We start from the raw sequence: 23488 nt of genomic DNA, 5'->3' as shown, positions 1-23488 counted from the left end.
TCTCGTTTGCCCTGCCGCGCCCGGCGGCCGCCGGGCGCGGCCTCGCAATCTCCTCAGGCCGCCGCCTTCGCGCCGCGGCCGTGGTTGCAGGCAGCGGCGATGCGGGTGACGTGGCGATGATCGGTGCCGCAGCAGCCGCCGAGGATGGTGAGGTTCGGCAGGATGGCGCGGAGCGCGGCATAGTCGCGGCCGAGCTCCTCCGGATCGCCGTCGTCGAGGTCGGGCGCCTGGTCGAGCTCGGCATGGCTGCGCCGCGAGGCGTTGGCGCGAATGCCCCGCAGCCGCGCCGCCCAGCCTTCGCCGCCGGCGAGCACGTCGCGGAAATGCTCGGGATGGGCGCAGTTCAGCATGTAATAGGCCGGGGCCGCCCCGGTCTCGGCATCGACCGTCTCGATCGCGTCGGCGATCGTCGCACCCGTCGGGAGACGGCCGTCGGTCTCCACGGTGAAGGAGATCGCGACGGGCAGGCCGGCCGCCTTCGCCGCGCGCGCGATGCCGGCGCCCTCCGCGGGATAGGTCATGGTGATTGCCGTCACCATGTCGGCATCGGTCGCGGCGAAGGTCCGGACCTGGGCGGAATGGTAGTCCTCCGCCTCGTCTGCGGTCATCATGCGGCCCGGATCGTAGCCGTCGCCGCGCGGCCCGACGCAGCCGCTGATCACGATCGGCGCGGCATCCGTCTCGTGGACGCCGCGAAGCTCGGCCATGAGCGCGATGGAGCGCCGGTTCGCCGCCTCGAGCGCGGCGTCGTCGTAGCCGAGCCTCGCCGCCCAGTCCGGGCTCGCTCGCCAGGTCGGGCTCTCCAGGATGAAGCCCAGTCGATGGGCCTGCGCGATGCTCGCGTAACGCTCGTAATAGGCCCTGAGCGCCGCGACGCCCTCGCGGCTGTTCAGGAGGTCGAAGGCCGCGAAATGAGGCAGATCGAACCCATCGTGGAAGATCAGCGTCGTCTCGATGCCGCCGTCGGTGAGGAACAGATCGCCCGCAAGCTGCGGCAGCCGGTTTCGATATTTCGACATTCTACCCTCGCAAATCGTCACTTACGCCGGTTCGGCGCGCGGGGCGGAACATGAAGCCGATGGACGGCAGGCCGCTAGACCACTCGCGGTCCAGCCAGGGCAAGAAGATCGGAATAGCTTTTACTTCAACACCTTGCGCTCGAAGCCGCGGGAGCCGTCACTGCAGACGTTTTGCCGTCTACTGTACTCGTGGTACAGTCGGTCATGTCCGAGATCGGCCAGAGCGGGACGGGCCAGACGCGTGAGCGATTGCTGCAGGCCGCGGAACGGGCGGTGCTGGCGAAGGGATTCGCGGCGACCTCCATCGAGGAGCTGATCGCCGAGGTCGGCATCACGAAGAGCGGGTTCTTCTATCACTTCCGGGACAAGGGCGCGCTCGCCAAGGCGCTCCTGCTGCGCTACCTGGAACAGGACCGCGAGCTGCTCGAGGACATCTTCCGGCGCGGCGACGAGCTGAACGACGATCCGCTGCACGGATTTCTCGTCGGGCTGAAGCTCTTCGCCGAGATGCTGGCGGACATGAAGGAGGCCCATCCGGGCTGCCTCGCCGCCTCCTTCTGCTATCAGGACCAGCTGTTCAACCGCGAGATACGCGAGTTGAACGCACAGGGCGTGCTCGCCTGGCGCAGGCGCTTTCAGGAGCGCCTGGAGCTGATCGCGACCATCTACCCGCCGCGGCCGAACGCGGACCTCGAGGCGCTCGCCGACATGGCGGCCGTGCTGGTCGAAGGCGGACTGATCCTCGGCCGGATGCTCTCCGATCCGACCATCGTCCCGCGCCAGATCCAGCTCTACCGCGAGCTCGTGCGCTCGACGTTCCAGCCGGGCGAGATCGCGCTCGAGCTGGTCGCGATGCGGCAGATGCCGGCCGCATCGCCGGCCGTCTGAACGAATTGCTACTGCGCGAGCACCGCCCCGGTCGCAGCGCCGGCCGCGCCGCCGATGACGGCGCCGCCGACCACGCTTCCGCCCGAAGCTGCGCCGACCACGGCGCCGCCGGCCGCGCCGATCGCGCCGCCGGTCGTGGCATAGCGCGCGGTCTTGGAGGAGCAGCCGCCCACGGAGACGAGGCTGACGCTCGTCAGAAGCGCGATGGCGACGGTGCCGCCGGTCATGGCTCGTTTCATCCCGGTCTCCTCCATAAGCCGCGCCGGTCCGCGCCGGCATGATCCATGCCGGCTAGAACGGCGATCCGGCGATGCCGTTCCGATGTTGCCCGACGGCCGATGGTTGAGCACAATGGCGGCCTCAGGACCGCAGCCGCCATGCCAGCCACCAGCCTCCCGCTCTCCGAGCGGCCCGCCCTCCGCAGCCTCGTCCAGGACGGCCGCCAGTCCGAACGCGCGCTGGCGATCCGGCGCGGCGTCTGCCGGCGGCTGCGGGCGGAGCGCTACGCCCTCATCCCGGAGCTGACCCTGTCCTCCGGGCGGCGCGCCGATCTCGTGGCGATCTGCCCCGCCGGGTCGATCCTCATCATCGAGATCAAGTCGTCGGTCGAGGATTTCCGGGCCGACCAGAAATGGCCGGACTATCTGCGCCACGCCGACGCGCTCTATTTCGCGACCGCGCCCGACGTGCCCCCCAACATCTTCCCCGAATCGGCCGGATTGATCGTGGCCGATCCCTACGGCGCGGAGATCCTCCGGGAATGCGGCAGGCAGAAGCTGCCGCCGGCGACCCGGCGGGAGATGCTCATCCGGATCGCGCGCGCCGGCGCCATGCGCCTGCACGACCTCGAGGATCCGGAAGCGGTGTTCGGCGGCTCGTGAACCGGCTCTAGCGCGGGGCGCGCTTGGCGAGGATTCGCTGCAGCGTCCGGCGGTGCATGTTGAGGCGGCGGGCCGTTTCCGAGACGTTCCGGTCGCACAGCTCGTAGATGCGCTGGATGTGCTCCCAGCGCACGCGATCGGCCGACATCGGGTTCTCCGGCGGCTCGGCGCGATCCTGCGCGCTCTGCGTCAGGGCGGCATAGATGTCGTCCGCGTCGGCCGGCTTGGAGAGGTAGTCGGTTGCGCCGAGCTTCACCGCCGTCACGGCGGTGGCGATGTTGCCGTAGCCCGTGAGAATCACGGCGCGCGCTTCCGGCTTCCGGCTCCTGATGCGCTCGATCACGTCCAGGCCGTTGCCGTCCTCCAGACGCATGTCGACCACCGCGAAGGCCGGCGGCGCCGCCTCGACCTTGGCGATCGCCTCCGCCACGCTCGCCGCCGTGTCGGTGACGAAGCCGCGCTTCTCCATGGCGCGCGCGAGGCGCTGCAGGAAGGCGCGGTCGTCGTCCACGATCAGAAGGCTGGGGTCGTCGCCGGGCGGCGGCGGGAATTGCGTCTCCTCGGACATGCTCCGGTTTTCCGGTTGCTTCGGCGTCGAACGAAGTTAAGCACTATGCCGGTTGAATCAAGCCGGAACGGCGCGTAGCGGCCGCACTCTCCGCCGCCTCGAAGTCCCGGCGCGGCCATGTGACGGTGACGATGGCGCCGCTTTCCGGCCCACGCCGGTTGGCGAGTGCCAGTCGTGCCCCGGAGCGCTCGATCAAGGTCTTGGCGATGAAGAAGCCGAGGCCGAGCCCGCCGTGCTCGCCGGAGGGCGCATGCGCCTCGCTTCGCCGCGTGGTCACGTAGGGCTCGCCGATGCGGTCGATGATCTCCGGCGCAAAGCCGGGACCGTCGTCCATGATGACGATCGACACCGTGCTCTCCGTCCAGGACGCTTCCAGGTGGACGGCGCTCTCCGCGAAATCGACGGCGTTCTCGACCAGATTTCCGAGGCCGTAGAGGAGCCCGGGATTGCGGCCGGATACGGGCTCCGGGCCCACGCCCTTCTTCTCCACCACGATCGCCACCCCGAAGTCCCGGTGCGGCGCCGTCACCTCCTCCAGGATATGGGAGAGCGGCATCCGCCCGAGATGCTCCTCCGGCTCGGAGGAGAGCGAGGTGAGCTTGCCGAGAATTTCGCGGCAGCGCTGGGACTGGCTGAGGATCAGCCGCACGTCCTCGCCGTGCGGATCGCCCGGCGGCAGCTCGCGGTCGAGCTCCCTTGCGACGAGTGCGATGGTCGCAAGCGGGGTGCCGAGCTCGTGGGCGGCCGCGGCGGCAAGGCCGTCGAGCGCCGACAGGTGCTGCTCGCGCTGCAGCACGAGTGCCGTGGCGGCGAGCGCGTCGGAGAGCTGGCGCGCTTCCTCCGCGACGCGGAAGGCATAGAAGGCGATGAAGACCAGCGACGAGACGAGCGCGACCCACACGCCGCCGAGATAATGGAGCGGCGCCTTGAAGCTCTCGCCCGGAAACCAGGGCAGCGGCTCGTGGACGAAGATCAGGCCGGTCGCCGCAGCCAGCACGAGGCATCCGAGGAGGAAGGTCTTGTCGGGCGCCAGCGTAGTCGCCGAAACGGTGACCGGGCTCAGCAGCAGGATCGCGAACGGGTTCTGCAGGCCGCCGGTCAGGTAGAGCAGTCCGGCGAGCTGCAGGATGTCGTAGCCGAGGAGCACCGTCGCCCAATTCGGATCCACCCTGAGCGTCGAGGGAAAGCGGATCCGGAGCCCGATGTTGAGCCAGGCGGACATCGCGATCAGCAGGAAGCACCAGCCGGCGCGAAGGGGAAACTCGAACCAATAGGCCACGATCACGACGGCGATCGCCTGCCCGGTGACGGCCAGCCAGCGCAGGTTCACCAGCGTCGAGAGCCTGAGCCGCCGGCCGGAGAAACCGCTGTCGCCTTCCAGTGCAGGGCTCATGCGGCTTCCATAGCGCCGGACCGGCCCGAAGTCACCGCGGCCGGCCGTCTTTCCTCCCTCCGCTCTCATGCTATAGGTGCCCGAAAGGGAGCGCTCATGACGCAGTTGCGGGTCGTCATCGTGGGGGCGGCCGGCCGCATGGGCCGGACGTTGGCGGAGGCCGTCCGCGCCGAGCCGAAGCTGCGGCTGGTGGGGGCGCTCGACCGCTCCGACTGCCCGGATCGGGGGCGCGATCTCGGCGAGCTGACCGGCGGCGGGCAGACGGGAATCGTGCTGACGGACGACCCGCTTCCGCTCTTCGCGAACACGGACGTGGTCCTCGATTTCACCTCGCCCGCCGCGACCGTCGCCTTCGCGGAGCTCGCCGCCCAGGCGCGCGCCGTTCACGTGATCGGCACGACCGGCCTGTCGGCGGAGGACGAGGAGAAGATCCGCGCCGCGGCCCGCCATGCCAGGATCGTGAAGTCGGGCAATATGAGCCTCGGCGTGAACCTCCTCGCCGGCCTGGTCCGGCGGGCCGCCGCCGCGCTCGGGCCGGATTTCGACATCGAGATCCTCGAGATGCACCACCGCCACAAGGTCGATGCGCCTTCGGGCACGGCGCTCCTGCTCGGGCGCGCCGCCGCGGAGGGGCGCGGCGTGACGCTCGACGACGTCGCCGTGCGCAGCCGCGACGGCCACACCGGCGCCCGGCCCGACGGCGCGATCGGCTTCGCGAGCCTGCGCGGCGGCTCGGTGGTCGGCGACCACTCGGTCGTCTTCGCGGGAGCGGGCGAGCGCATCGAGCTCAACCACCGCGCCGAGGACCGCTCCATCTTCGCCCACGGCGCCGTGCGCGCGGCGATCTGGGCGTTCGACAAGAAGCCCGGGCTCTACGGCATGGCCGACGTGCTCGGGCTGCGCTGAACAGACAAGGACAGGACATGGATCGGCTTCTCGTGCTGGTGCGACACGGCCAGAGCGAATGGAACCTCAAGAACCTCTTCACCGGCTGGCGCGACGTCGGGCTGACGGATGTCGGCCGTGCCGAAGCGCGCGAGGCGGGCCGCCATCTGAAGGCGCAGGGGCTCCGCTTCGACGTCGCCTACACCAGCGCGCTGACCCGCGCGCAGCACACGCTCGACATCGTGCTCGACGAACTCGGCCAGACCGCGCTCACCGTCCATCGCGACCAGGCGCTGAACGAGCGCGACTACGGCGAACTGAGCGGGCTCAACAAGGATGACGCCCGCGCCAAATGGGGCGAGGAGCAGGTCCACATCTGGCGCCGGTCCTACGACATTCAGCCGCCCGGCGGCGAAAGCCTGAAGGACACCGGCGCGCGGGTCTGGCCCTATTACATCACCCGCATCCTGCCCGACGTCATGCGCGGCGAGCGCGTGCTCGTCGCCGCCCACGGCAATTCGCTGCGCGCACTGGTGATGGTGCTCGACCAGATGACGCCCGACGCGGTGACGCAACTCAATCTCGATACCGGCGTGCCGCTCGTCTATCGCCTGAACGCCGACACGACGGTGGCGGAGAAGCTGGTGCTCTCCGGCCCGGTCGAGGACAGGACGGGCGGGGATGCCGCGCTTGCGGGGCACGGCCCGGCTCGATGACCCGCGTGGCGCTGGTCGTCGCGGCGGCGGAGAACGGGGTCATCGGCGCGGCGGGCGGGCTGCCCTGGCGGCTCAGGTCGGACCTCAGGAAGTTCCGTGCGGTCACGATGGGCAAGCCGGTCATCATGGGCCGGCGGACCTTCGATGCGATCGGCCGGGTTCTCGACGGGCGTCTCAACATCGTGGTGAGCCGCCAGGCCGGCGGAGACGTGAACGGCGCCGTTTTCGTGCGAAGCTGGCCGGAGGCGCGTGCACGCGCCGAGGCCGAGGCCGGGGCGACCGGCGCCGATGAAATCTGCGTGATCGGCGGCGGGCAGATCTACGCCCAGTCCTTCGACGACGCGGACCGCATCTATCTCACCCGCATCCACGCCGCCCCGGAAGGCGACACCCATTTTCCGGAAATCCGGGCATCGGAATGGTCGGAAGTCGGGCGCGAGGCGCTTCCTCCCTCCGCGGGCGACACGGTCGCGGGCGAGTTCGTCATCCTCGACCGGATGCACCGCGACCGGCGCGGTGGCGATTGACCGCGGTGCCGCGCGGTTGCGTTGAGGCCGCGCAATGCTTCCTCTATAAGCGCGCGAAACCGCGGCGTCGGAGCCGCAGACCAAGGAGTAGGAATGCCCTGGAGCAATAATTCCGGCGGTGGCGGCTGGAAGGGCGGCGGCGGTGGCCCATGGGGCTCCGGCCCCACGCCGAGAGGACCGCAGCCGCCCGATCTCGAAGAGCTCCTGCGCCGGAGCCAGGACCGTCTGCGCGGCGCACTGCCGGCCGGCGGCCGCGGGAATTTCGCGATCGGCGCGATCATCCTCGCCGTATTGCTCGCGCTCTGGCTGGTCCAGGCCGTCTACACGGTCCAGGCCGACGAACTCGGGCAGGAACTCGTTTTCGGGCGTCCGAAGGCCGAGGTTTCCGAGCCGGGCCTGCATTTCCACTTCTGGCCGGTCGAGACGGTCGAGAAGGCCAGCATCCGCCAGCGCCGCGACACGATCGGCAGCAATGCGGGGGCCGGTCGCGGCGGGGAAAGCGGCCTGATGCTGTCGAGCGACCAGAACATCGTGGACGTGGTGTTCTCGGTGATCTGGCGCGTCAGCGACCCGCAGCAATACCTCTTCAACGTCCGCGACCCCGAGCTCTACGTGCGGCGGATCGCGGAGAGCGCCATGCGCGAATTTGTCGGCCGATCGCGGGCGGAGGACGTCCGCACCGAGCGGCGCGCCGAGGTCGAGGAGGCGGTCCGGAACCTCGTCCAAGGCACCGTCGACGCCTATCGGGCGGGCATCACGATCGTCGGCATCCAGCTGGAGCGCGCCGATCCTCCGACCGAGGTGGCGGACGCCTTCGAAGAGGTGCAGCGCGCACAGCAGGACCTCGACCGTTTCCAGCGGGAAGCGGAAGCCTATGCGAACCGGCGCCTCGGCGAGGCGCGCGGACAGGCCTCGCAGGTCCGTGAAGCGGCCGCCGGCTACCGCGACCAGGTCGTCGCGCAGGCCGACGGTGAATCGCAACGCTTCGTCTCGGTCTACGACGAATATGCCGGCGCCCCGGAGATCACCCGCAAGCGCCTCTTCCTGGAGACGATGGAGAACGTCCTGCGGAACTCGAACAAGGTCATCCTCGAAGGCGACGCCGGCCAGAGCGTGGTCCCGTACCTGCCGCTCGATCAGCTGCAGCGGCGCGGTGCGCCGGCGGCGGCACAGCCTCAACAGCAGGGCGGCGCAACCACGCAGCAGGGGGGCAGCCAGTGATCCGCATCTATGCCGCCATCGCCGCCCTCGTCGCGCTGTTCCTGGTGTGGTCGTCGATCTTCATCGTCAACGAGCGCGAGCAGGCGGTCGTGCTCCGGTTCGGCCAGATCACCCGCGTGATCGAGCAGCCGGGCCTCTACTTCAAGGCGCCGACCAACTTCGTCGACGCGGTCCAGATCATCGACGACCGCATTCTGAACCTGGAGCTGGAGAACATCCGGGTGCAGGTGCGCGACGGGCGACGCTATCTCGTCGATGCCTTCGTGGCGTTCCACATCGTCGACGCGCGCGAGTTCCGGCAGAACGTCTCGGGCAGCCTGACGCTGGCCGAGGAGAACCTGCGCACCCGGCTCGACGCCGCCCTGCGCCGGGTTTACGGCCAGCGCAGCTTCGAGGCGGCGCTGTCGGACCAGCGCCTGCAGATGATGATCGAGGTGCGCGACCAGCTCCGGCCGCTGGCGGCCGAGCTCGGCATCGACGTCGTCGACGTCCGCATCCTGCGGACCGACCTGCTGCCCGAGGTGTCGCAACAGACCTTCGAGCGGATGCGGGCGGAACGTCTGGCCGAAGCGGCCCAGCTGCGCGCCCGCGGCACGCAGGAGGCCGCCCGCATTCGCGCCGAGGCCGACCGCGAGGCGGTCGTCACCGTGGCCGAGGCGGAGCGCGACGGCGAAATCCTGCGAGGCCAGGGCGACGCCGACCGGATCCGGATCCTCGCCGAGGCGTTCGGCCTCGATCCGGGCTTCTATGATTTCTACCGGTCGATGCGGGCCTATTCGACATCGCTCGAAGGGGCCGGCACCACGATGGTGCTGACGCCGGATTCGGAGTTCTTCCGCTACTTCCGGGAATCGGGCGTGGAGCAGCTTCCACCGCCGAACCCGAACGCCGTCCGGGCGGTCCCGCGCGCCGTGACGCCGGGCGCAGGCACCAGCCCGGCAGCGGGCGAGGGGCCGGCGCCCGCCGAACCGGCGCCGGATGCAGCGCCGCCGGCGGACGCAGCGCCGCCGCCCGACGGCGTTGGTCCGAGCGATGGCGCGGCGGCAGGGGCGGAAGGAACCGGAGGTGCCGGAGCCGCGGCTCCGGACGGGGAACTCCCGCGGCCCGAAGAGCTGCAGCCGCCGATCCTTCCGGAGACTTCGCCGGGCGACGGTGCCGCAGCGCCGCAGGGCGACGGCGCCCCGGCGCCGCAGGGCGGCCCGGCGGAGCTCCAGCCCCCGCTCCTGCCCGGGACGCCCCCGCCGAGCGGGCAATGAGCGATGTGGCGGCCGCGATCGGCGTGCTGCTCGTCCTGGAGGGAGCGCTCTACGCGCTCTTTCCGGACGCCATGAAGAGGATCGCGGCCCAGGCGGCCGCGACGCCGGGGGAGCGACTGCGGCTGCTCGGACTGTCCTCGGCCCTCATCGGCGTCGGAATCGTCTGGCTCGTGCGCGGCTGAGATCGGCGGTACGATCGCCGCCCGTGGACGGATGTCTCCGTTCTGCCATGTTCGGGCCGAGAGTGACGGAACAGCACTGCGGAAAGGTTCCGAGATGCTTACAGATCGCACGCGGCGCAGCCGGCTCGCGCCCTTTCTCCTGTCGCTAGCCCTTGCCGCCGGCCTCGGCCTGCCCGCCCTCGCGCAGACCGCCTCCCCGCCCACCGGGCAGGCGCCCTCGGCGGCACCCCTGCCGGTCCCCGACGAACCCGGCACGAACGGCCAGGGATCGGCCGGCGGGCAGCCTGCCTCGAACGGGCAGCCGCAGGTCCAGCCCTACGTCCGGCAGTCGGCGCCCCCTTCCTTCGCCGACTTGGCCGAAGGCTTGATCGACACCGTCGTCAACATCTCGACGTCGCAGCGGGTGACGGGCTCGCGCGGCATACCGATCCCGCAGGTGCCCGACGGCTCGCCGTTCCAGGAGTTCTTCGAAGACTTCTTCAACCGGAACGGGCCGGGAGACCGGCAGCAGGAGCGCAGCCGCCGCGTCCAGTCGCTCGGCTCCGGCTTCGTCATCGACCCGTCCGGCATCATCATCACGAACAACCACGTGATCGCCGATTCCGACGAGATCATCGCGAACTTCTCCGACGGCTCCAAGCTCACCGCCAAGCTCATCGGCCACGACGCGAAGACCGATCTCGCCGTGCTCAAGGTCGAGCCCAGGGCACCGCTCAAGGCGGCGCGGATCGGCGATTCGCGGAAGCTGCGCGTCGGCGACTGGCTGATGGCGATCGGGAACCCGTTCGGCTTCGGCGGAACGGTGACGGTCGGCATCGTGTCCGCGCTCGAGCGCGACATCAATTCCGGGCCGTACGACCGCTTCATCCAGACCGACGCCGCCATCAACCGGGGCAATTCGGGGGGTCCGCTCTTCAATCTCGACGGCGAGGTCGTCGGGATCAACACGGCGATCATCTCGCCCACCGGCGGCTCGATCGGCATCGGCTTCGCGGTTCCCTCCGAAGTTGCCGGTCCCGTGATCGACCAATTGCGCGAGTTCGGCGAGACGCGCCGCGGCTGGCTCGGCGTGCGCATCCAGGAAGTGACCGACGAGATCGCCGAAAGCCTCGGCCTGGAGCGCTCGGCGGGTGCCTTGATCGCAGGCGTCACGGACGGCGGGCCGGCGGCGGAGGCCGGAATCCAGCCCGGCGACGTGGTGATCGAGTTCAACGGCACGCCCGTCGACGCCATGCGCGAGCTGCCGCGGATCGTCGCCGACACGCCGGTCGGCCAGACCGTGGACGTGCTTCTGCTCCGGAAGGGCGAACGCGTGACGCGGCAGGTCCGTGTCGGCCGGCTCGAAGAGAGCGAGGAGGTCGCGGCGCGGACGACGGAGGAGCAACCCTCGGACGAGCCGGCGCCCGTGTCGAGCACGGTGCTCGGGATGAGCCTCGCCCCGATCAGCGAAGCGGCGCGCGAGCAGTACAGCATCGGGCCGGACGTCGACGGCGTGCTGGTCGAGTCCGTCGAGCCGGGCACCGAGCCGGAGGAGAAGCGGATCCGGCCCGGCGACGTCATCGTCGAGGTCAGCCAGGAGCGTGTCAGCACGCCTGCCGAGGTGTCGGCCCGGATCGAGAAGCTGAAAGGCGAGGGACGGCGTTCGGCATTGCTGCTCGTCTCCGGCGCCAACAACGAGCTTCGCTTCGTGGCGGTGCGGATCGCAGACAATCCCTGATTTCAGGGCGCGGAGCCGGCGTGGATCCCGGCTCCGCCCTGCCCGCCGCCGGTCGCCCCGGCGCGTGACCTCCCTAGGGAACTTCCCCGTTCGCCGCGCCATTAGCGCGATGCCGAGACGTGGCACGAGGAGGCTCGCATGAGCGACACGGAACAATCCTTTCCGCCCCAGAAGCAGGAGCACCAGCCCGGACGGGAAAGCGCGATGGTTCCGGAGCCGGACTACCGGCCGCGCTTCCGCGGGAGCGGACGGCTCGAGGGCAAGGTCGCGATCGTGACCGGAGGCGATTCCGGCATCGGCAGGGCTGTTTCCATTCTCTTCGCGCGGGAGGGCGCGAAGGTCGCGATCGTCTATCTGGAAGAGGACAAGGACGCTGAGGAGACGAAGCGCCTTGTCGAGGCGGAGGGCGGCGGGGCGCTGCTTCTGCGCGGCGACGTCGGCGACAAGGCGTTCTGCAAGAGGGCCGTCGCCGAGACCGTCGGCCGCTTCGGCCGCCTGGACGTGCTCGTCAACAATGCCGCCGAGCAGCATCCGCGCGAGGACATCGCCGAGATCGAGCCCGACGAGCTCGAGCGCACGTTCCGCACCAACATATTCGGCTACATCTTCATGGCCCAGGCCGCGGCGAAGCACCTCGCGAAGGGCAGCGCGATCGTGAACTGCACGTCGGTCACCGCCTATCGCGGCAGTGCGCACCTGGTGGACTACGCCGCGACGAAGGGCGCGATCGTCGCCTTCACGCGCTCGCTCGCGAGCCAGCTCGCCGAGGACGGCGTCCGCGTGAACGGCGTGGCGCCCGGCCCGATCTGGACGCCGCTCATTCCTGCCACTTTCCAACCGGACAAGGTGGCGAAGTTCGGGAAGAACGTTCCGCTCGGCCGGGCCGGCCAGCCGAACGAGGTCGCCCCGGCCTTCCTGTTCCTGGCCTGCGAGGATTCGTCCTACATGACCGGCCAGGTCCTGCATCCCAACGGGGGCGAGATCGTCGGAGGATGATGCGCGTCGCTATCCTGGTTTCCTGTGTCCTGGCCGCCCTGAACTCCGCAGCCTTGGCGCAGGTGCGCTACGAGCCCTATCCCCCGCCGATCTACGTGCCGGCGCCGCCCCGCCCGTACGAGGAACCGATACCGGAATACGAGCCGCTGCCGCCGATCTACCTGGAGCCCGGCCAGGGCGGGCCGCCTCCGATCATCGAGGCGCCGCCGCCGCAGGCATTGCCGCGACCGCAGACGGTCCAACCGCCGGAGCGGCCGATCCTCAGCCGGCCCGTACCGCCGGCGCCCGCTCAGGGAGGCGTCGCCAACGAGCCGCAGGCGGCGCCGGATACGACGGGCGCGCCCGTGCAGACCGCCCCGGGCACCTCGGCCGAGCCGCTAGAGCCCGCTCCGCCGAGCCGGCCGTCCTTCGCCTTGAGCCGCGAGACGGTCGAGAATGCGGGGCCGGACAGCGGCCCGACGGAGAGGGGGGCGCCGAGCCCCGCCATCATGAAGCTGCAGATCCTGCTCGACCGGCGGCGGATCTCGCCGGGCGTGATCGACGGCTACGACGGCGACAATGTCCGCAAGGCCCTTCGCCTGTTCGAGGCGCTCCACACGCTGCCGATCGACGGCAAGCTCGACAACGAGGTCTGGGGGCTGCTCACCTCGGCCGATCCCGGGCCGGTCCTGACCACCTATACGATCACGGAGGCCGACGTGGCCGGCCCGTTCGTCGACCCGCTGCCGACGGATTACGCGGACATGGCCAAGCTCGAGCGCCTTGCCTATCGCGGGCCGCTCGAGCTTCTGGCGGAGCGCTTCCATGCCACCGAGAGGGCGCTCGAACAGCTCAACCCCGGCGTGGATTTCACGGTTGCCGGATCGGAGATCGTCGTCCCGGCGGTCGGGGAGCGGGCGAAGACGAAGGTCGCTCGCATCGTCGCCGACAAGCGGGTGGGGCAGGTCCGGGCCTATGATGCGGAAGAGAACCTCGTCGCCGCCTATCCGGCCACGATCGGGAGCAACGACACGCCCTCGCCCTCGGGCACGCACGAGGTCAAGGCCGTCGCCATCGATCCCGTCTACTATTACGACCCGAAGAACTTCGTTCAGGGACAGAACACGAGGAAACTCCAGCTCCCGCCCGGGCCGAACGGACCCGTCGGATCGGTCTGGATCGGCCTCAGCAAGCCGAGCTACGGCATCCACGGCACGCCCGAGCCGGCAAGGATCAGCAAGGCCGCCTCGCACGGCTGCGTCCGTCTGACGAATTGGGACGCCCAGGAACTCAGCCGTCTCGTCGCTCCGGGCGTACCGGTGACGTTCCTGGAGCAGGGATGATGCTGCGCACCAGGCGCATCCTTGCGTTCCTGGTCGCGGCCGCCCTCTTCGTCCCGGCCGCCACGGCCCAGCCTGTGCCCGCGATCCCGAAGCCGAAACCGTCCGCCGAAGGGACGGGGAGCGCCACGGACAATCCCGAAGGGAATGCTCCGCGGGCACGGCCCGGAGAGGCCGACGACCCCGCCGCCCCCGACGGCACGGCGGCGCCGGCGGCGGCCCCAGCGGGGCCCGAAGCTCCGCCCGGAAACGGTCCGGAACCGCGTCCCTCCGACCCGGCGAGGGAAGAGCCGACACCGGGCGGCGGCGAACCGAACGGGAGCTCGCAGGCGCCGGCCGAAGGCGCCGGGGAGCCGCCCGCGATCGACCAGGCAGAGTCGGATTGCCGCTGGCGGCTGAAGGCGCTCGGCGTCGCCTTCGAGCCGCTCCCGGCGATCGACGACGGGCCGGACTGTCGGATTCCGGCGCCGATCAGCGTGTCGGAGCTCGACGCAGGCCTGAAGCTCGAGCCGGCCGCGACACTCTCCTGCCCCGCCGCCGAGGCGCTCGCGACCTGGGCGAAGGAGGTCGTCGTCCCGGCGGCAAGGGAGGCCTTCGGCACCGAGCCCAGCGAAATCGTCCAGGCCTCCAGCTATGTCTGCCGCACGCAGAACGGCGAGCCCGGGGCGAAGATGTCGGAACACGCGGCCGGCAATGCGGTCGACATCCTGGCGATCGCGGTGGAGGGTCATGGCACGATCGGGCTGGCGGACCCGGGCGCCGTCGTGTCGGACTCCGCCGAGGGCGAAGCCATCGCAGGCTTCCGTGCGAGGATCAGATCGCAGGCCTGCGCGTTCTTCGCGACGGTGCTCGGTCCGGGATCGGACGAGGCGCACGCGACCCATCTGCACCTGGACATCCGGGAGCGGGAAGCCGGTGCCCGGATCTGCCAGTGAAGGGTCTCAGGGCGTGATGCGACCGTCGGTCCAGGTGCGGTTCGCCTCCGCCTTCGCCATCTCGATCAGGTAGGCGACGAACTGCAGGCCCGCCTCCTGGGCGCGCACTTCCAGCGAATCGAGCTCGCTGCAGATGTCGCGCGCGACAAAGCGCGGGTCTCGGGCCGAATGCGCATTGTCCGCCGCCGCCCTGTCGAGCAGCTTCTGGATGAAATCGTCTCCCGGCGCTCGCGGCATCTGGTGTCAGCCTGTGCGTAACGGTTTGAATCTTGTTAAGGTTTTTCGTAATGCCAGCAACTCGGAGATCGCGTCCCGGGTTCCCGGTCGACCCCAACGTTGGCGCGCGTGGTGCGCCGGGCGCCCCATCCGGCGACGGCCGTCTCGCCGCGCGGTTCGCCGGCGTTTTCGGCGTTCACGCCGCCGCGCGCGAATGTCAGCGGCAAGGTGCCGTTTGGCGGCCAGTCTGTTAGCATTGCGCCCGCGGCGACGCCGAGGCGAATCGCGGCGGTGCGCCGAGCGCCCGCCCGATCGCAAGTTCGCACGAGAAGGAGCTCTCCCATGCCGCCCGACCGTTCAAAGGAGGCCCGCGCCCGGGCCGAGGACAAGTTCCAGAAATCGCAGAAGCTGAAAGCCGAGAGCAACGCAGCCTGGTCGCAGCACGAGGCGGACGGCCGCGCCGTCCGGGAGAAGACCGCACGGTTGCGCGAGCTGCGCCTCGCCAAGGAGGCCGCGGACCGGGAATCGGCACCTGCGCCGGCCCCGAAGAAGACGGCCGCCAGGAAGAAGACGGTGAAGACGGACGCCGGCACGACCGTCGCGAAGACGACGAAGAAGACGGGGACGGGCAAGAAGGCTGGGGCGAAGCTCGCGGCAACGCCGGACGCGACCCCGCTCCACCCGGAGATCCGCAACCCCGGCGAAGACGTGTAGCCGCCATCGTCTGCCGGTGCCGACGCGCGCCCGGACAAAGACCGGGACCCAGAGGGGGTCCGGCTAGCCTTTCACGCCGCCGCGAGGTGCCGTCGCAGGCGCCGCGCTTCCGGATAGCTGCGCACCCGCGGCACCTTGCCGGCGGCGAGCGCACGTTGCATGCCTTCCCAATAATCGACCGTGAGCAGGTCCGGATGCGCCTGGCGGAAGATCCGGCGGAGCTCCGGGTCGTCGATCCTGAGGCCGGGTAGCATCTCCTCCGGCAGGAACACCGTGCCTTCCTCAAAATACCAGTCGGGGATGCCCTCCTCCCCCTCCTCGCGGTCGGTGTTCGTCCGCACCTTTATGCCCGTGAGCGGCTCGACCGCGTCGTAATCGAAGAGGTAGACCTTGCCGATCGGGCTGACGCCGTAGTTCCGGCCGTCGAGATCCTTGTTGAAGATGTTGGCCGCTGCATTGTTCTTGATGCAGTCGCCGAGATTGAGCACCGCCAGGCGAGCCTCCTCCGGGCTCGCGGCCTCCAGGTACACCGGCAAGGGGATCATCTTCATCTGCACGATGAGATGCCGGAAGATGACGTGCCGGCCGAGCAGGCTGACGGTGGAGCCTCCCGCGGAGAGCAGCTCGTCCAGGAGCTCGCGCGTGAACATGGAGCGCTCGAGCTTCACCCGGTAGTAGATGATGTTGTCGAGCATCGAGCCGGCGCGGTCGCTCTCGTGGACGAGGCGGTACTTGTCGAGCACCCGCTCGATGCCGGGAAAGTCGCCCCACTTGTAGCCGGCGGTCGGATGATCCCGAATGATCTTCAGGACATAGCTCGACGAGGGCATGGAGAAGCCGATGGCGACCGTGCCGCGGAAGCCGACGGCGGCGCCAAGGAGCTCGCCCGCCGATGAATGTTCGCCGAGGATCTCGTTCATCACCTCGATCTTCCCGAGGTGATTGAAGCCGATGGTCGAGTAGTGGATGCCGATCGGCCGCTTCGGCATGAGCCGGTGGAGGAAGGCGGCGAGCGCATGGTAATGCGGGCTCGTGACGTGGAAGTTCGCGAGCGTCGTTGAGAACGCGTACTGCAGTTCGTCGCTGTCGGTGAGGACTGCGTCGACGAAGAGCCCGGACGGGCCGTTCAGGACGGCGATGAGGAGCGGACAGGCCGCATCGCCCGCCGCGATCCGCCCGACCAGATAGGCGCCGCGATTGCGGAAGAAGCCCGACTTGACCATCTCGATCCGGACCGGCCCGGAGAGCGGCCCGAACCTTTCGGCCGCCTTGCCGATTTCCGCAGCGACGAGGGCGGCATCCTCCTGGAGGTCACGCCAGGGCACGGAAAAGCCGGGCAGACGAAGAATGTCGCGGGCGACCGACGCGTCGACCGGCAGCTCGGTCTCGATGCGCGCGAGCATGTCTGGCGGCGGCTCGATCGCCCCGGTCCGGGCAGCGTGATAGCCGTAGGTGACCGGGCGCCATTCGTCCTGGACGACCTTGCGCCGGACGGAGGCGAGAAAGGCGAAGGCGAGATCGGCTTCGTAGCGCGGCTCGATCAGCGAGACGTAGCGCGCCTCCACCAGGTCCCAGAAGCCCTCGTCCCGGCCGAGTTCCGGCGATCCCGCGTGGAGGATCGGCGCGAACGTCGCGACGGCTACCGAGTAGAGCGAAAGGCGCTCCGCCGAAAGCCGGATCGTGGCCGGCCAGTCCCGCGCCTCGAATGCCGCCTTGGCGAGCGGCGCGATACGCGTGAAGCGGCCGAAATAGTCGTCGAACACGGCCAGGATCGCGCGCGCGAGAATGTCGGCCCGCTCGACGCGTCCGCTCGCGGCGGACAGCTCGCCGAGCGCGGCAAAGCCGATCTCCTCCGTCTGCAGCGCCTCACCATCCGGGTGAGGCAGGACTGCGATTTCCGTCACGCGCGCGCGCCCCGTATCGAACGCCGCACTATCGGCGCACTCGACCCCGCTGTCGAGGATCGTGGGCGGGGTGCGGCGCTCAGGCCGGACGGCACGGACACGCCGCTGCCGCCCAGCCACAACGTCCGTCAGGCCGCGTCGGCGCCGCGATGGGCGCGTTCGAGCGCGGCGAGATCGAGCTTCACCATCGGCATCATCGCTTCGAAGACGCGGGCCGCCCTGGCCGCATCCGGGTCGGCGATCATCGCCCCGAGCGCCTTCGGGACGATCTGCCAGGTGACGCCGAAGCGGTCGGTGATCCAGCCGCACTGCATGGGCGTGCCGCCGTCGGAGAGCGCCGACCAGAGGCGATCGACCTCGGCCTGGTCCTCGCAGGCCACGAAGAACGAAACCGCCGGCGTGAAGCTGTAATGCGGGCCGCCGTTCAGCGCGACGAACGGGTCGCCGCCGATCGTGAAGTCGATCGCCACCACGCCGCCCGCCTGGCCGCCGGGATAGTCGGTCGGCGCGCGCATCACCCGGTCGACCCGGGAATCCGGCATCAACGACACGTAGAAGCCCACAGCCTCCTCGGCGTTGCCGTCGAACCACAGGCATGGCGCGATTCTGGACATGGTGATCCCCCTTCCTACGCCTCGACGAGGGTTTCGAACCCGCCGAAGATCATCCGCTTGCCGTCGAAGAGCATCGCGTCCGGCTCCTTCATGCGCGGATCCTCCATGATCTTCCTGTTGCCTTCGTCGCGCGCCGCCTTCGAGGGCCACTCGACCCAGGAGAAGACGACGGTCTCCCCTTCCTCGGCCTTCACCGCGCCCCTGAAGTCGGTCACCTTCCCCTCCGGCACGTCGTCGCCCCAGCATTCCACGACCCGGAGCGCACCATGCTCCCGGAAGACCTGGGCGATCTCGGTCGCCATCTTTCGGAACGCGTCCTTGTTCGCGGTCGGCACCGCGATCACGAAACCGTCGACATAGCTCATGGCAGTCTCCTCTCTCACGTGCCGCGGCCCGGCCGCGGCGGTTCTACCGGGTTGCAGAAGCGGGTCAGGCGGTCGCCATCGCGGCCTTCGCCGCTTCCAGGTCCATCCACATCACTTCCCAGATGTGGCCGTCCGGATCCTCGAAGCTGCGGCCGTACATGAAGCCGTAGTCCTGCCGCGGGCAGGGATCGCCGCCGCCGCCCGCGCGCTTCGCCTTCTCGACCATCAGGTCGACGTCCTCGCGGCTGTCGGCGGAGAGGCACAGCAGCACTTCGCTCACCTCCCTGGCGTCGGCGACCTTCTTCGGCGTGAACTGCCGGAACTTCTCATGCGTGAGCAGCATCGCGTGGATCGTGTCGGAGAACACGATGCAGGACGCGGTGCCGTCGCAGAACTGTTCGTTCCGCTTCGCGCCGACGGCCTCGTAGAAGGCGGTCGCCGCCGCGAGGTCGCGGACGGGCAGGTTCACGAAAATCATCCTGGACATGGGTTCCTCCCCGGTTCGATTTGACACCCATGCCTCATCTCGTTATAAAAAGCAACGATGAAGTCAGAAAAAATAACTAATGAAGGCGAAAGCCGCCGCCGGCGCTACGAGGATGCCTGCGCCGCGGCGCACGGGCTCGATCTCGTCGGCGATCGCTGGGCGCTGCTCGTGATGCGCGAGCTGATGCTGGGCCCGAAGCGGTTCGGCGACATTCGGGCGAGCCTTCCGGGCATCAGCGCGAACGTGCTGACGCAGCGCCTGGAGGATCTCGAGGCGGGCGGCGTGCTGACCAGGCGGAAGCTCGCGCCGCCGGCGGCCGTTCAGGTCTATGAACTCACGCCCTGGGGATACCAGGCCGAGCCGATCCTGCAGGCACTCGGGCGATGGGCGGCGCGCTCGCCCCACCACGACCCGACGCTGCCGATCAGCGCGAACTCGTTCCTGCTCTCGCTGCGCACCATGCTCGATCCTTCGCGCGCGAAGGACCTGGACGTCCGGGTCGGATTCCGGCTGGGCGAGGAGACCTTTCTGGGGCGCCTCAGGGGCGGCGCGCTGGATATCGCGCCCCACACAATCGAGGACGCCGATGTCACGTTTGCTGCCGCGCCCGCCATTCTCGCGGCGGCGATCTATGGCGGGCAGCCGATCGAGGCGCTCGAGGCGGCGGGCGTTCTTCGCGTGGAAGGAGATCGCAGCCTGGCGACCCGGTTCGTGACGCTCTTCCCGCTCCCCCCCAGGGTGGAGCCGCCGGTCTGAGCCGCGTCTATCCCACTCGCCGCGGCTCGCCGGCGAAGACGCTGAGCCCCAGCCATTTCTGCATCGACCGGGCGATCGCCGGGTCGCCGGTCACCTCGAGATTGCCGGCGGCGATCTCCTGCCGGAGGGCGGAGAGCCCCATCCAGATAGCCGTCATCGACCTGAGCGAGCCCCTGACGAGCAGGTCGATGTCGAAGCCGGGATCGAAGCCGCAGAGGTCGACGGCGCCGCTGTCCACGATCAGCCACCAATTCCGGCGCGATTCCGAAAGTTCCGGGTACAGGAACTGAATCGTGCAGCGCCGGGGCGGCAGCGGTTCGGGCCGCAGGTTCCGCCGCATGTCCCACATCAGCAGCGAGGGATCGAGATTCTTCAGCGAAAGCTGCGATTCGACCCAACGCTGGCCCCAGAACCCGATCCCGAGAACGATCGGCCGCAAGTCCTCGCCGGCATCGGAGAGACGGTATTCAACCACACCCTTTTCGTTCGGCGCGGCCAGCACGACGCCGGCCCTTTCCAGGTCCTTGAGCCGCTTGGAGAGGAGCGCCGGCGACATGCGCGGCACGCCGCGCCGGAGATCGTTGAAGCGGGTCGTGCCGCAGAGCAGTTCCCTGATCACGAGGATCGTCCAGCGCGAGCAGAGCACTTCGGACGCCATCGCGACCGGACAGAACTGCCCGAATCCTCCGCGATCGCCCATCCGAACCTCCCTCGGAACGCTCCGGCGAGCTTAACCCAATTCCCGTTCCGCACCTAAGCCTGCAGTACAGTTCGTGAACTGGATTCCGACGCCGACCGAAGCGAGCCTGCAGCCTCCAGACCCTCAGAAGGAGGTTTGCCATGACGAGCATTGCAAGTTTCGCCCCGGATCCGGCCGATCAGGACATCGGGCAGCCGGCACCCATCGTGGAGGTCGCGCGCGGCCTCAACGAGGTCTTTGCCGCCAAGGCCGAACACTACGACGAGAACGATCAATTCGTCGCCGAGAACTATGCGCTCCTCAAGGATGCGGGGCTCGTCGAGGCGGGCGTTCCCCGTGAGCTCGGCGGCGGCGGGGCAGAGATCGGCGAGCTGGCGGAGATGCTCCGCGTCCTCGCGCATGGCTGCGGCTCCACCGCCCTCGCCTTCTCCATGCACACGCACCAGGTCGCCGTTCCGGCCTGGCGATGGCGGCACCAGAAGGTCGCCGCCGTCGAGCCTCTCCTCAAGCGCGTGGCGTCGGAACGGCTCGTCCTGCTCTCGAGCGGCGGCTCGGACTGGATCGCCGGATCGGGATCGGCGACGCGGGTCGAGGGCGGCTACCGGATCAGCGCGAGGAAGATCTTCACATCGGGGGCAAGCGCCGGCGATCTCCTGATGACCGGGGCCCTCTTCCGCGAAGAGGATGGCGCCGAGAAGGTCCTGCACTTCGCGGCTCCGATGAAGGCGCCCGAGGTGCGCATCGAGGAGACGTGGCGGACGCTCGGCATGCGCGGCACCGGCTCGCACGATGTCGTGATCGAAGGCCTGTTCGTGCCCGATGGCGGCGTCGCCCTCGCCCGCCCGGCCGCAAGATGGCACCCGCTCTTCCAGACCATCGCCACCATCGCGTTTCCGCTGATCTATGCCGTCTATCTCGGCGTGGCCGAGAGCGCGCGCGACATTGCCCTCGAAAGCGCAAGAAGGAGACGGCAGTCGAGCGACGTCCTCGAACTGGCGGGCCGGATGGACACCTCGCTCCGCGCCGCCAGGCTCGCCCATCGGTCGATGGTCGCGTCCGCCGAGCGGAACACGCCATCCGCGGAGAGCGTCAACGACGTCATGATCGGCCGCGCGCTGGTCGCGGATCACGCGATCCGGGCGACCGAGCTGGCGATGGAGCTGGCGGGCGGCGCCTCCTTCTACCGGCGGAACGGCCTGGAGCGGCGCTTCAGGGACATCCAGGGGGCACGTTTCCACCCGCTGCAGGCCGGCCCGCAGGCACGCTACGCCGGGGCCTTCGCGCTCGGCCAGCCGGTCGACGAGATCTTCTGAACCCGCGAAAGATCATCATCCCCCTCGGCCCGGCCCCCTCGGCCCGACCGAGGGGGCAAAAGCCATAGCCGGCACGGGGACATTGTGGCATCGTTCCAGGCGCAGCTCCGGAAGAGGGCGGCGAATGGGGAAACGCGCTTTTGGTCGAGTTCGGCGGATTTGATCGCGTTGCCGGCGTTCTGATGACGGCCGTGCTCCTTGCCGGCGCAGGTCCGGCCGCAGGGCAGCAGGCCGCCGCCGGAGCGGAGGGCAGCCCCGCGGCCGAGGACCGCATTGCGGCCGTGCTCGGCATTTCCGGCGATCCGGCCTACGGCGAGTATCTCGGCGGCGAGTGCGTCACCTGCCACCAGCAGTCCGGCGCATCGTCCGGCATTCCGCCGGTGGTCGGCCACGAGGAGGACTACCTCGTCCGCGCCCTCGTCGAGTACCAGCTTGGCCTGCGCAGCAATCAGGTCATGAACATGATCACTTCGAGGCTCGGCGAGGAAGAGATCGCCGCGCTTGCCGCCTATTTCGCCGGCCTCGATCCGGATTGATCACGACCGGCGGCAGCCGGCGCACATGGGAGGGAGCGATGACGGGTTTCAGCAGGAGACGGTTCAACACATTCCTGGCCGCAGGTGCAGCCAGCCTTTCGCTGCCCACCTATCTCCGCGCGCAGGGCAAGCCGCGCGTAGTCGTGGTCGGCGGCGGCGCGGGCGGGGCGACGGCCGCCAAGTACGTTGCCAAGGATGCCGCGGGCGCGATCGACGTGATCCTCATCGAGGACAGCGACCGCTTCACGACCTGCTTCTTCTCGAACCTCTATCTCGGCGGGTTCCGCGACCTCGCTTCGATCACGCACGGCTACGACCAGCTGACCTCCGCCTACGGCATCGACAAGGTCACGGCGATGGCGACCGCGGTCGACCGGAGCGCCAAGACCGTGACGCTCTCCGACGGCTCCACCGTTGCCTATGACCGTCTCGTCCTGTCGCCGGGGATCGACGTGATTTACGATTCGGTCCCGGGCTACAGCGAGGAGGCGGCGGAGATCGCCCCGCATGCCTGGAAGGCGGGGCCGCAGACCGAGCTGCTGAAGGCGAAGCTCGATGCGCTGAAGGACGGCGAGAACATCGTGATGGTCGCGCCGCCGAACCCCTTCCGCTGTCCGCCCGGCCCCTACGAGCGCGTCTCGATGATGGCGCATGTGCTGAAGAGCAAGGGACACACGAAGTCGAAGGTCTTCGTGATCGATGCCAAGGACCAGTATTCCAAGCAGACGCTCTTCGAGGAGGGCTGGACCAAGCATTACCCCGGCATGGTGGAATGGTATGGCCCGAGCGTCCACGGCGGGGTGAAGCAGGTCGACGTCGAGGCGGGAACGGTGGAGACGGAGCTCGACACTTTCGAAGGCGCGCTGCTGAACATCATCCCGGCGCAGCGGGCGGGCGTCATCGCGATCGCGGCAGGGGTGGCGGACGAGAAGGGCTTCTGCCCGGTCGACCCGGCGTCGATGCGCTCGAAGGTGGACGAGGCGGTCTTCGTCATCGGCGATGCGGCGATCGCCGGCGACATGCCGAAATCAGGCTTCTCCGCCAACAGCCAGGCCAAGGTCGCGGCGATGGCGGTGCGCGGCGACCTCACCGGCTCCCGCGTCTTTCCGGCGCGCTACTCCAACACCTGCTGGTCGCTGATCGAGACCGACGACGGCGTGAAGGTGGGCGCACAGTACGAGCCGACACCGGAGAAGATCGCCTCGACCACGACGTTCATCAGCCAGACGGGCGAGACGAGCGACGTCCGGCTCCAGACCTACAAGGAGTCGCTCGGCTGGTACGACGGGATCATCGCCGACATGTTCTCGTGACCGCCGTCCGGCACGGCTGCCGGCAGGCCGGAACAGGAACGGGACGGCAGTGGCCGCCCCGTTCGCA

26 protein-coding genes and 1 pseudogene are annotated in these 23488 nt (G+C 69.4%); 17 read left to right on the top strand and 10 right to left on the bottom strand.

All coding sequences use genetic code 11. The features are described 5' to 3' along the window. Nucleotides 1-53: 53 nt before the first annotated feature. A complete protein-coding gene (locus ACUN0C_RS02130) occupies nt 54-1019 on the bottom strand; it encodes a homocysteine S-methyltransferase family protein (RefSeq protein WP_445464660.1) in 966 nt (321 codons plus the stop codon). Nucleotides 1020-1223: 204 nt separating this feature from the next. On the opposite strand from ACUN0C_RS02130, the gene ACUN0C_RS02125 reads away from it, so the two are divergent. After that, on the top strand, nt 1224-1907 hold the full coding sequence (locus ACUN0C_RS02125) for a TetR/AcrR family transcriptional regulator (RefSeq protein ID WP_445464659.1): 684 nt from the start codon (nt 1224-1226) through the stop codon (nt 1905-1907). A gap of 8 nt (nt 1908-1915) precedes the next feature. Here the strand turns inward: ACUN0C_RS02125 and ACUN0C_RS02120 are convergent, their stop codons facing one another. After that, the gene (locus ACUN0C_RS02120) at nt 1916-2146 is read right to left on the bottom strand and encodes a hypothetical protein (RefSeq protein ID WP_445464658.1); all 231 of its coding nucleotides are present in this window, start codon (nt 2144-2146) and stop codon (nt 1916-1918) included. A 138-nt stretch (nt 2147-2284) separates the two neighbouring features. Here ACUN0C_RS02120 and ACUN0C_RS02115 point away from each other — a divergent pair, with 138 nt between their 5' ends. Next, a complete protein-coding gene (locus ACUN0C_RS02115; protein WP_445464657.1) occupies nt 2285-2788 on the top strand; it encodes an MmcB family DNA repair protein in 504 nt (167 codons plus the stop codon). Between the two features lie 7 nt (nt 2789-2795). Here ACUN0C_RS02115 and ACUN0C_RS02110 read toward each other — a convergent pair whose 3' ends face one another. Together ACUN0C_RS02110 and ACUN0C_RS02105 are read right to left on the bottom strand one after the other, a co-directional pair. Then, nucleotides 2796-3356 carry an ActR/PrrA/RegA family redox response regulator transcription factor gene (locus tag ACUN0C_RS02110; RefSeq protein WP_445464656.1) on the bottom strand — a complete coding sequence of 187 codons (561 nt, stop codon included), beginning with the start codon at nt 3354-3356 and terminating at the stop codon, nt 2796-2798. Nucleotides 3357-3399: 43 nt separating this feature from the next. After that, nucleotides 3400-4749 (bottom strand): ActS/PrrB/RegB family redox-sensitive histidine kinase, encoded by a 1350-nt coding sequence (locus ACUN0C_RS02105; RefSeq protein ID WP_445464655.1) that lies wholly within the window; start codon nt 4747-4749, stop codon nt 3400-3402. Between the two features lie 96 nt (nt 4750-4845). Between ACUN0C_RS02105 and dapB the strand changes: the two genes are divergently transcribed. The 10 genes and pseudogenes from dapB (at nt 4846) to ACUN0C_RS02055 (ending at nt 14503) form a co-directional block, all read left to right on the top strand. Next, a complete protein-coding gene (gene dapB / locus ACUN0C_RS02100) occupies nt 4846-5655 on the top strand; it encodes a 4-hydroxy-tetrahydrodipicolinate reductase (RefSeq protein ID WP_445464654.1) in 810 nt (269 codons plus the stop codon). A gap of 17 nt (nt 5656-5672) precedes the next feature. Beyond that, nucleotides 5673-6287 (top strand): annotated as a pseudogene (locus ACUN0C_RS02095) (2,3-bisphosphoglycerate-dependent phosphoglycerate mutase); the annotation flags it as partial. A gap of 59 nt (nt 6288-6346) precedes the next feature. Beyond that, a complete protein-coding gene (locus ACUN0C_RS02090) occupies nt 6347-6877 on the top strand; it encodes a dihydrofolate reductase (protein WP_445464653.1) in 531 nt (176 codons plus the stop codon). Nucleotides 6878-6970: 93 nt separating this feature from the next. After that, nucleotides 6971-8098 (top strand): FtsH protease activity modulator HflK, encoded by a 1128-nt coding sequence (gene hflK / locus ACUN0C_RS02085; protein WP_445464652.1) that lies wholly within the window; start codon nt 6971-6973, stop codon nt 8096-8098. Then, entirely contained in the window at nt 8095-9354 is a 1260-nt protein-coding gene (gene hflC, locus ACUN0C_RS02080) for a protease modulator HflC (protein ID WP_445464651.1), read from the top strand. The genes hflK and hflC overlap by 4 nt, the downstream gene beginning before the upstream one ends. Continuing rightward, nucleotides 9351-9536, top strand: coding sequence for a DUF2065 domain-containing protein (locus tag ACUN0C_RS02075; protein ID WP_445464650.1), 186 nt, complete (start codon nt 9351-9353; stop codon nt 9534-9536). Before hflC ends, ACUN0C_RS02075 begins: the two co-directional genes overlap by 4 nt. Nucleotides 9537-9630: 94 nt before the next feature. Beyond that, nucleotides 9631-11253, top strand: a complete 1623-nt coding sequence (locus ACUN0C_RS02070; RefSeq protein ID WP_445464649.1) for a DegQ family serine endoprotease — start codon at nt 9631-9633, stop codon at nt 11251-11253. A 138-nt stretch (nt 11254-11391) separates the two neighbouring features. Then, entirely contained in the window at nt 11392-12249 is an 858-nt protein-coding gene (locus ACUN0C_RS02065) for an SDR family oxidoreductase (protein ID WP_445464648.1), read from the top strand. Further along, the gene (locus tag ACUN0C_RS02060; RefSeq protein WP_445464647.1) at nt 12249-13571 is read left to right on the top strand and encodes a L,D-transpeptidase family protein; all 1323 of its coding nucleotides are present in this window, start codon (nt 12249-12251) and stop codon (nt 13569-13571) included. The genes ACUN0C_RS02065 and ACUN0C_RS02060 overlap by 1 nt, the downstream gene beginning before the upstream one ends. After that, nucleotides 13571-14503: an extensin-like domain-containing protein gene (locus tag ACUN0C_RS02055; protein ID WP_445464646.1), complete on the top strand. Its 933-nt coding sequence runs from the start codon at nt 13571-13573 to the stop codon at nt 14501-14503. The genes ACUN0C_RS02060 and ACUN0C_RS02055 overlap by 1 nt, the downstream gene beginning before the upstream one ends. Nucleotides 14504-14509: 6 nt before the next feature. Here ACUN0C_RS02055 and ACUN0C_RS02050 read toward each other — a convergent pair whose 3' ends face one another. Then, nucleotides 14510-14740 carry a hypothetical protein gene (locus tag ACUN0C_RS02050; RefSeq protein WP_445464645.1) on the bottom strand — a complete coding sequence of 77 codons (231 nt, stop codon included), beginning with the start codon at nt 14738-14740 and terminating at the stop codon, nt 14510-14512. A gap of 321 nt (nt 14741-15061) precedes the next feature. On the opposite strand from ACUN0C_RS02050, the gene ACUN0C_RS02045 reads away from it, so the two are divergent. After that, complete coding sequence (locus tag ACUN0C_RS02045; protein ID WP_445464644.1) at nt 15062-15433, top strand: hypothetical protein; 372 nt, start codon at nt 15062-15064, stop codon at nt 15431-15433. Nucleotides 15434-15504: 71 nt separating this feature from the next. Here the strand turns inward: ACUN0C_RS02045 and aceK are convergent, their stop codons facing one another. The 4 genes from aceK to ACUN0C_RS02025 all read right to left on the bottom strand — a co-directional run bounded on the left by aceK (nt 15505) and on the right by ACUN0C_RS02025 (nt 18803). Next, nucleotides 15505-17337, bottom strand: a complete 1833-nt coding sequence (aceK, locus tag ACUN0C_RS02040) for a bifunctional isocitrate dehydrogenase kinase/phosphatase (protein ID WP_445464643.1) — start codon at nt 17335-17337, stop codon at nt 15505-15507. Between the two features lie 128 nt (nt 17338-17465). Continuing rightward, a complete protein-coding gene (locus tag ACUN0C_RS02035) occupies nt 17466-17951 on the bottom strand; it encodes a VOC family protein (RefSeq protein ID WP_445464642.1) in 486 nt (161 codons plus the stop codon). Nucleotides 17952-17965: 14 nt separating this feature from the next. Beyond that, a complete protein-coding gene (locus tag ACUN0C_RS02030; protein ID WP_445464641.1) occupies nt 17966-18316 on the bottom strand; it encodes a DUF1428 domain-containing protein in 351 nt (116 codons plus the stop codon). A 64-nt stretch (nt 18317-18380) separates the two neighbouring features. Further along, the gene (locus ACUN0C_RS02025) at nt 18381-18803 is read right to left on the bottom strand and encodes a VOC family protein (RefSeq protein WP_445464640.1); all 423 of its coding nucleotides are present in this window, start codon (nt 18801-18803) and stop codon (nt 18381-18383) included. Between the two features lie 57 nt (nt 18804-18860). Here ACUN0C_RS02025 and ACUN0C_RS02020 point away from each other — a divergent pair, with 57 nt between their 5' ends. After that, nucleotides 18861-19559: a winged helix-turn-helix transcriptional regulator gene (locus tag ACUN0C_RS02020; RefSeq protein ID WP_445464639.1), complete on the top strand. Its 699-nt coding sequence runs from the start codon at nt 18861-18863 to the stop codon at nt 19557-19559. A gap of 7 nt (nt 19560-19566) precedes the next feature. Here ACUN0C_RS02020 and ACUN0C_RS02015 read toward each other — a convergent pair whose 3' ends face one another. Beyond that, complete coding sequence (locus ACUN0C_RS02015; RefSeq protein ID WP_445464638.1) at nt 19567-20259, bottom strand: winged helix-turn-helix transcriptional regulator; 693 nt, start codon at nt 20257-20259, stop codon at nt 19567-19569. A 140-nt stretch (nt 20260-20399) separates the two neighbouring features. Here ACUN0C_RS02015 and ACUN0C_RS02010 point away from each other — a divergent pair, with 140 nt between their 5' ends. From ACUN0C_RS02010 to ACUN0C_RS02000, 3 genes are all read left to right on the top strand, one after another. Next, complete coding sequence (locus ACUN0C_RS02010) at nt 20400-21572, top strand: acyl-CoA dehydrogenase family protein (protein WP_445464637.1); 1173 nt, start codon at nt 20400-20402, stop codon at nt 21570-21572. A gap of 182 nt (nt 21573-21754) precedes the next feature. Beyond that, nucleotides 21755-22108, top strand: coding sequence for a c-type cytochrome (locus tag ACUN0C_RS02005; RefSeq protein WP_445464636.1), 354 nt, complete (start codon nt 21755-21757; stop codon nt 22106-22108). Between the two features lie 38 nt (nt 22109-22146). Further along, the gene (locus ACUN0C_RS02000) at nt 22147-23421 is read left to right on the top strand and encodes an NAD(P)/FAD-dependent oxidoreductase (protein WP_445464635.1); all 1275 of its coding nucleotides are present in this window, start codon (nt 22147-22149) and stop codon (nt 23419-23421) included. The last annotated feature ends 67 nt before the right edge of the window (nt 23422-23488 follow it).

Source organism: Faunimonas sp. B44, from assembly GCF_052655945.1.
The sequence above is the reverse complement of the archived record's forward strand: the minus strand, read 5'-3'. Positions and strand labels throughout refer to the sequence as shown.

Coding starts and splice junctions, on each gene's coding strand:
- ACUN0C_RS02130 (WP_445464660.1), bottom strand. CDS start 1,019: ATGTCGAAATATCGAAACCGGCTGCCGCAGCTTGCGGGCGATCTGTTC.
- ACUN0C_RS02125 (WP_445464659.1), top strand. CDS start 1,224: ATGTCCGAGATCGGCCAGAGCGGGACGGGCCAGACGCGTGAGCGATTG.
- ACUN0C_RS02120 (WP_445464658.1), bottom strand. CDS start 2,146: ATGAAACGAGCCATGACCGGCGGCACCGTCGCCATCGCGCTTCTGACG.
- ACUN0C_RS02115 (WP_445464657.1), top strand. CDS start 2,285: ATGCCAGCCACCAGCCTCCCGCTCTCCGAGCGGCCCGCCCTCCGCAGC.
- ACUN0C_RS02110 (WP_445464656.1), bottom strand. CDS start 3,356: ATGTCCGAGGAGACGCAATTCCCGCCGCCGCCCGGCGACGACCCCAGC.
- ACUN0C_RS02105 (WP_445464655.1), bottom strand. CDS start 4,749: ATGAGCCCTGCACTGGAAGGCGACAGCGGTTTCTCCGGCCGGCGGCTC.
- dapB (WP_445464654.1), top strand. CDS start 4,846: ATGACGCAGTTGCGGGTCGTCATCGTGGGGGCGGCCGGCCGCATGGGC.
- ACUN0C_RS02090 (WP_445464653.1), top strand. CDS start 6,347: ATGACCCGCGTGGCGCTGGTCGTCGCGGCGGCGGAGAACGGGGTCATC.
- hflK (WP_445464652.1), top strand. CDS start 6,971: ATGCCCTGGAGCAATAATTCCGGCGGTGGCGGCTGGAAGGGCGGCGGC.
- ACUN0C_RS02075 (WP_445464650.1), top strand. CDS start 9,351: ATGAGCGATGTGGCGGCCGCGATCGGCGTGCTGCTCGTCCTGGAGGGA.
- ACUN0C_RS02070 (WP_445464649.1), top strand. CDS start 9,631: ATGCTTACAGATCGCACGCGGCGCAGCCGGCTCGCGCCCTTTCTCCTG.
- ACUN0C_RS02065 (WP_445464648.1), top strand. CDS start 11,392: ATGAGCGACACGGAACAATCCTTTCCGCCCCAGAAGCAGGAGCACCAG.
- ACUN0C_RS02060 (WP_445464647.1), top strand. CDS start 12,249: ATGCGCGTCGCTATCCTGGTTTCCTGTGTCCTGGCCGCCCTGAACTCC.
- ACUN0C_RS02055 (WP_445464646.1), top strand. CDS start 13,571: ATGCTGCGCACCAGGCGCATCCTTGCGTTCCTGGTCGCGGCCGCCCTC.
- ACUN0C_RS02050 (WP_445464645.1), bottom strand. CDS start 14,740: ATGCCGCGAGCGCCGGGAGACGATTTCATCCAGAAGCTGCTCGACAGG.
- ACUN0C_RS02045 (WP_445464644.1), top strand. CDS start 15,062: ATGCCGCCCGACCGTTCAAAGGAGGCCCGCGCCCGGGCCGAGGACAAG.
- ACUN0C_RS02035 (WP_445464642.1), bottom strand. CDS start 17,951: ATGTCCAGAATCGCGCCATGCCTGTGGTTCGACGGCAACGCCGAGGAG.
- ACUN0C_RS02030 (WP_445464641.1), bottom strand. CDS start 18,316: ATGAGCTATGTCGACGGTTTCGTGATCGCGGTGCCGACCGCGAACAAG.
- ACUN0C_RS02025 (WP_445464640.1), bottom strand. CDS start 18,803: ATGTCCAGGATGATTTTCGTGAACCTGCCCGTCCGCGACCTCGCGGCG.
- ACUN0C_RS02020 (WP_445464639.1), top strand. CDS start 18,861: ATGAAGTCAGAAAAAATAACTAATGAAGGCGAAAGCCGCCGCCGGCGC.
- ACUN0C_RS02015 (WP_445464638.1), bottom strand. CDS start 20,259: ATGGGCGATCGCGGAGGATTCGGGCAGTTCTGTCCGGTCGCGATGGCG.
- ACUN0C_RS02010 (WP_445464637.1), top strand. CDS start 20,400: ATGACGAGCATTGCAAGTTTCGCCCCGGATCCGGCCGATCAGGACATC.
- ACUN0C_RS02005 (WP_445464636.1), top strand. CDS start 21,755: ATGACGGCCGTGCTCCTTGCCGGCGCAGGTCCGGCCGCAGGGCAGCAG.
- ACUN0C_RS02000 (WP_445464635.1), top strand. CDS start 22,147: ATGACGGGTTTCAGCAGGAGACGGTTCAACACATTCCTGGCCGCAGGT.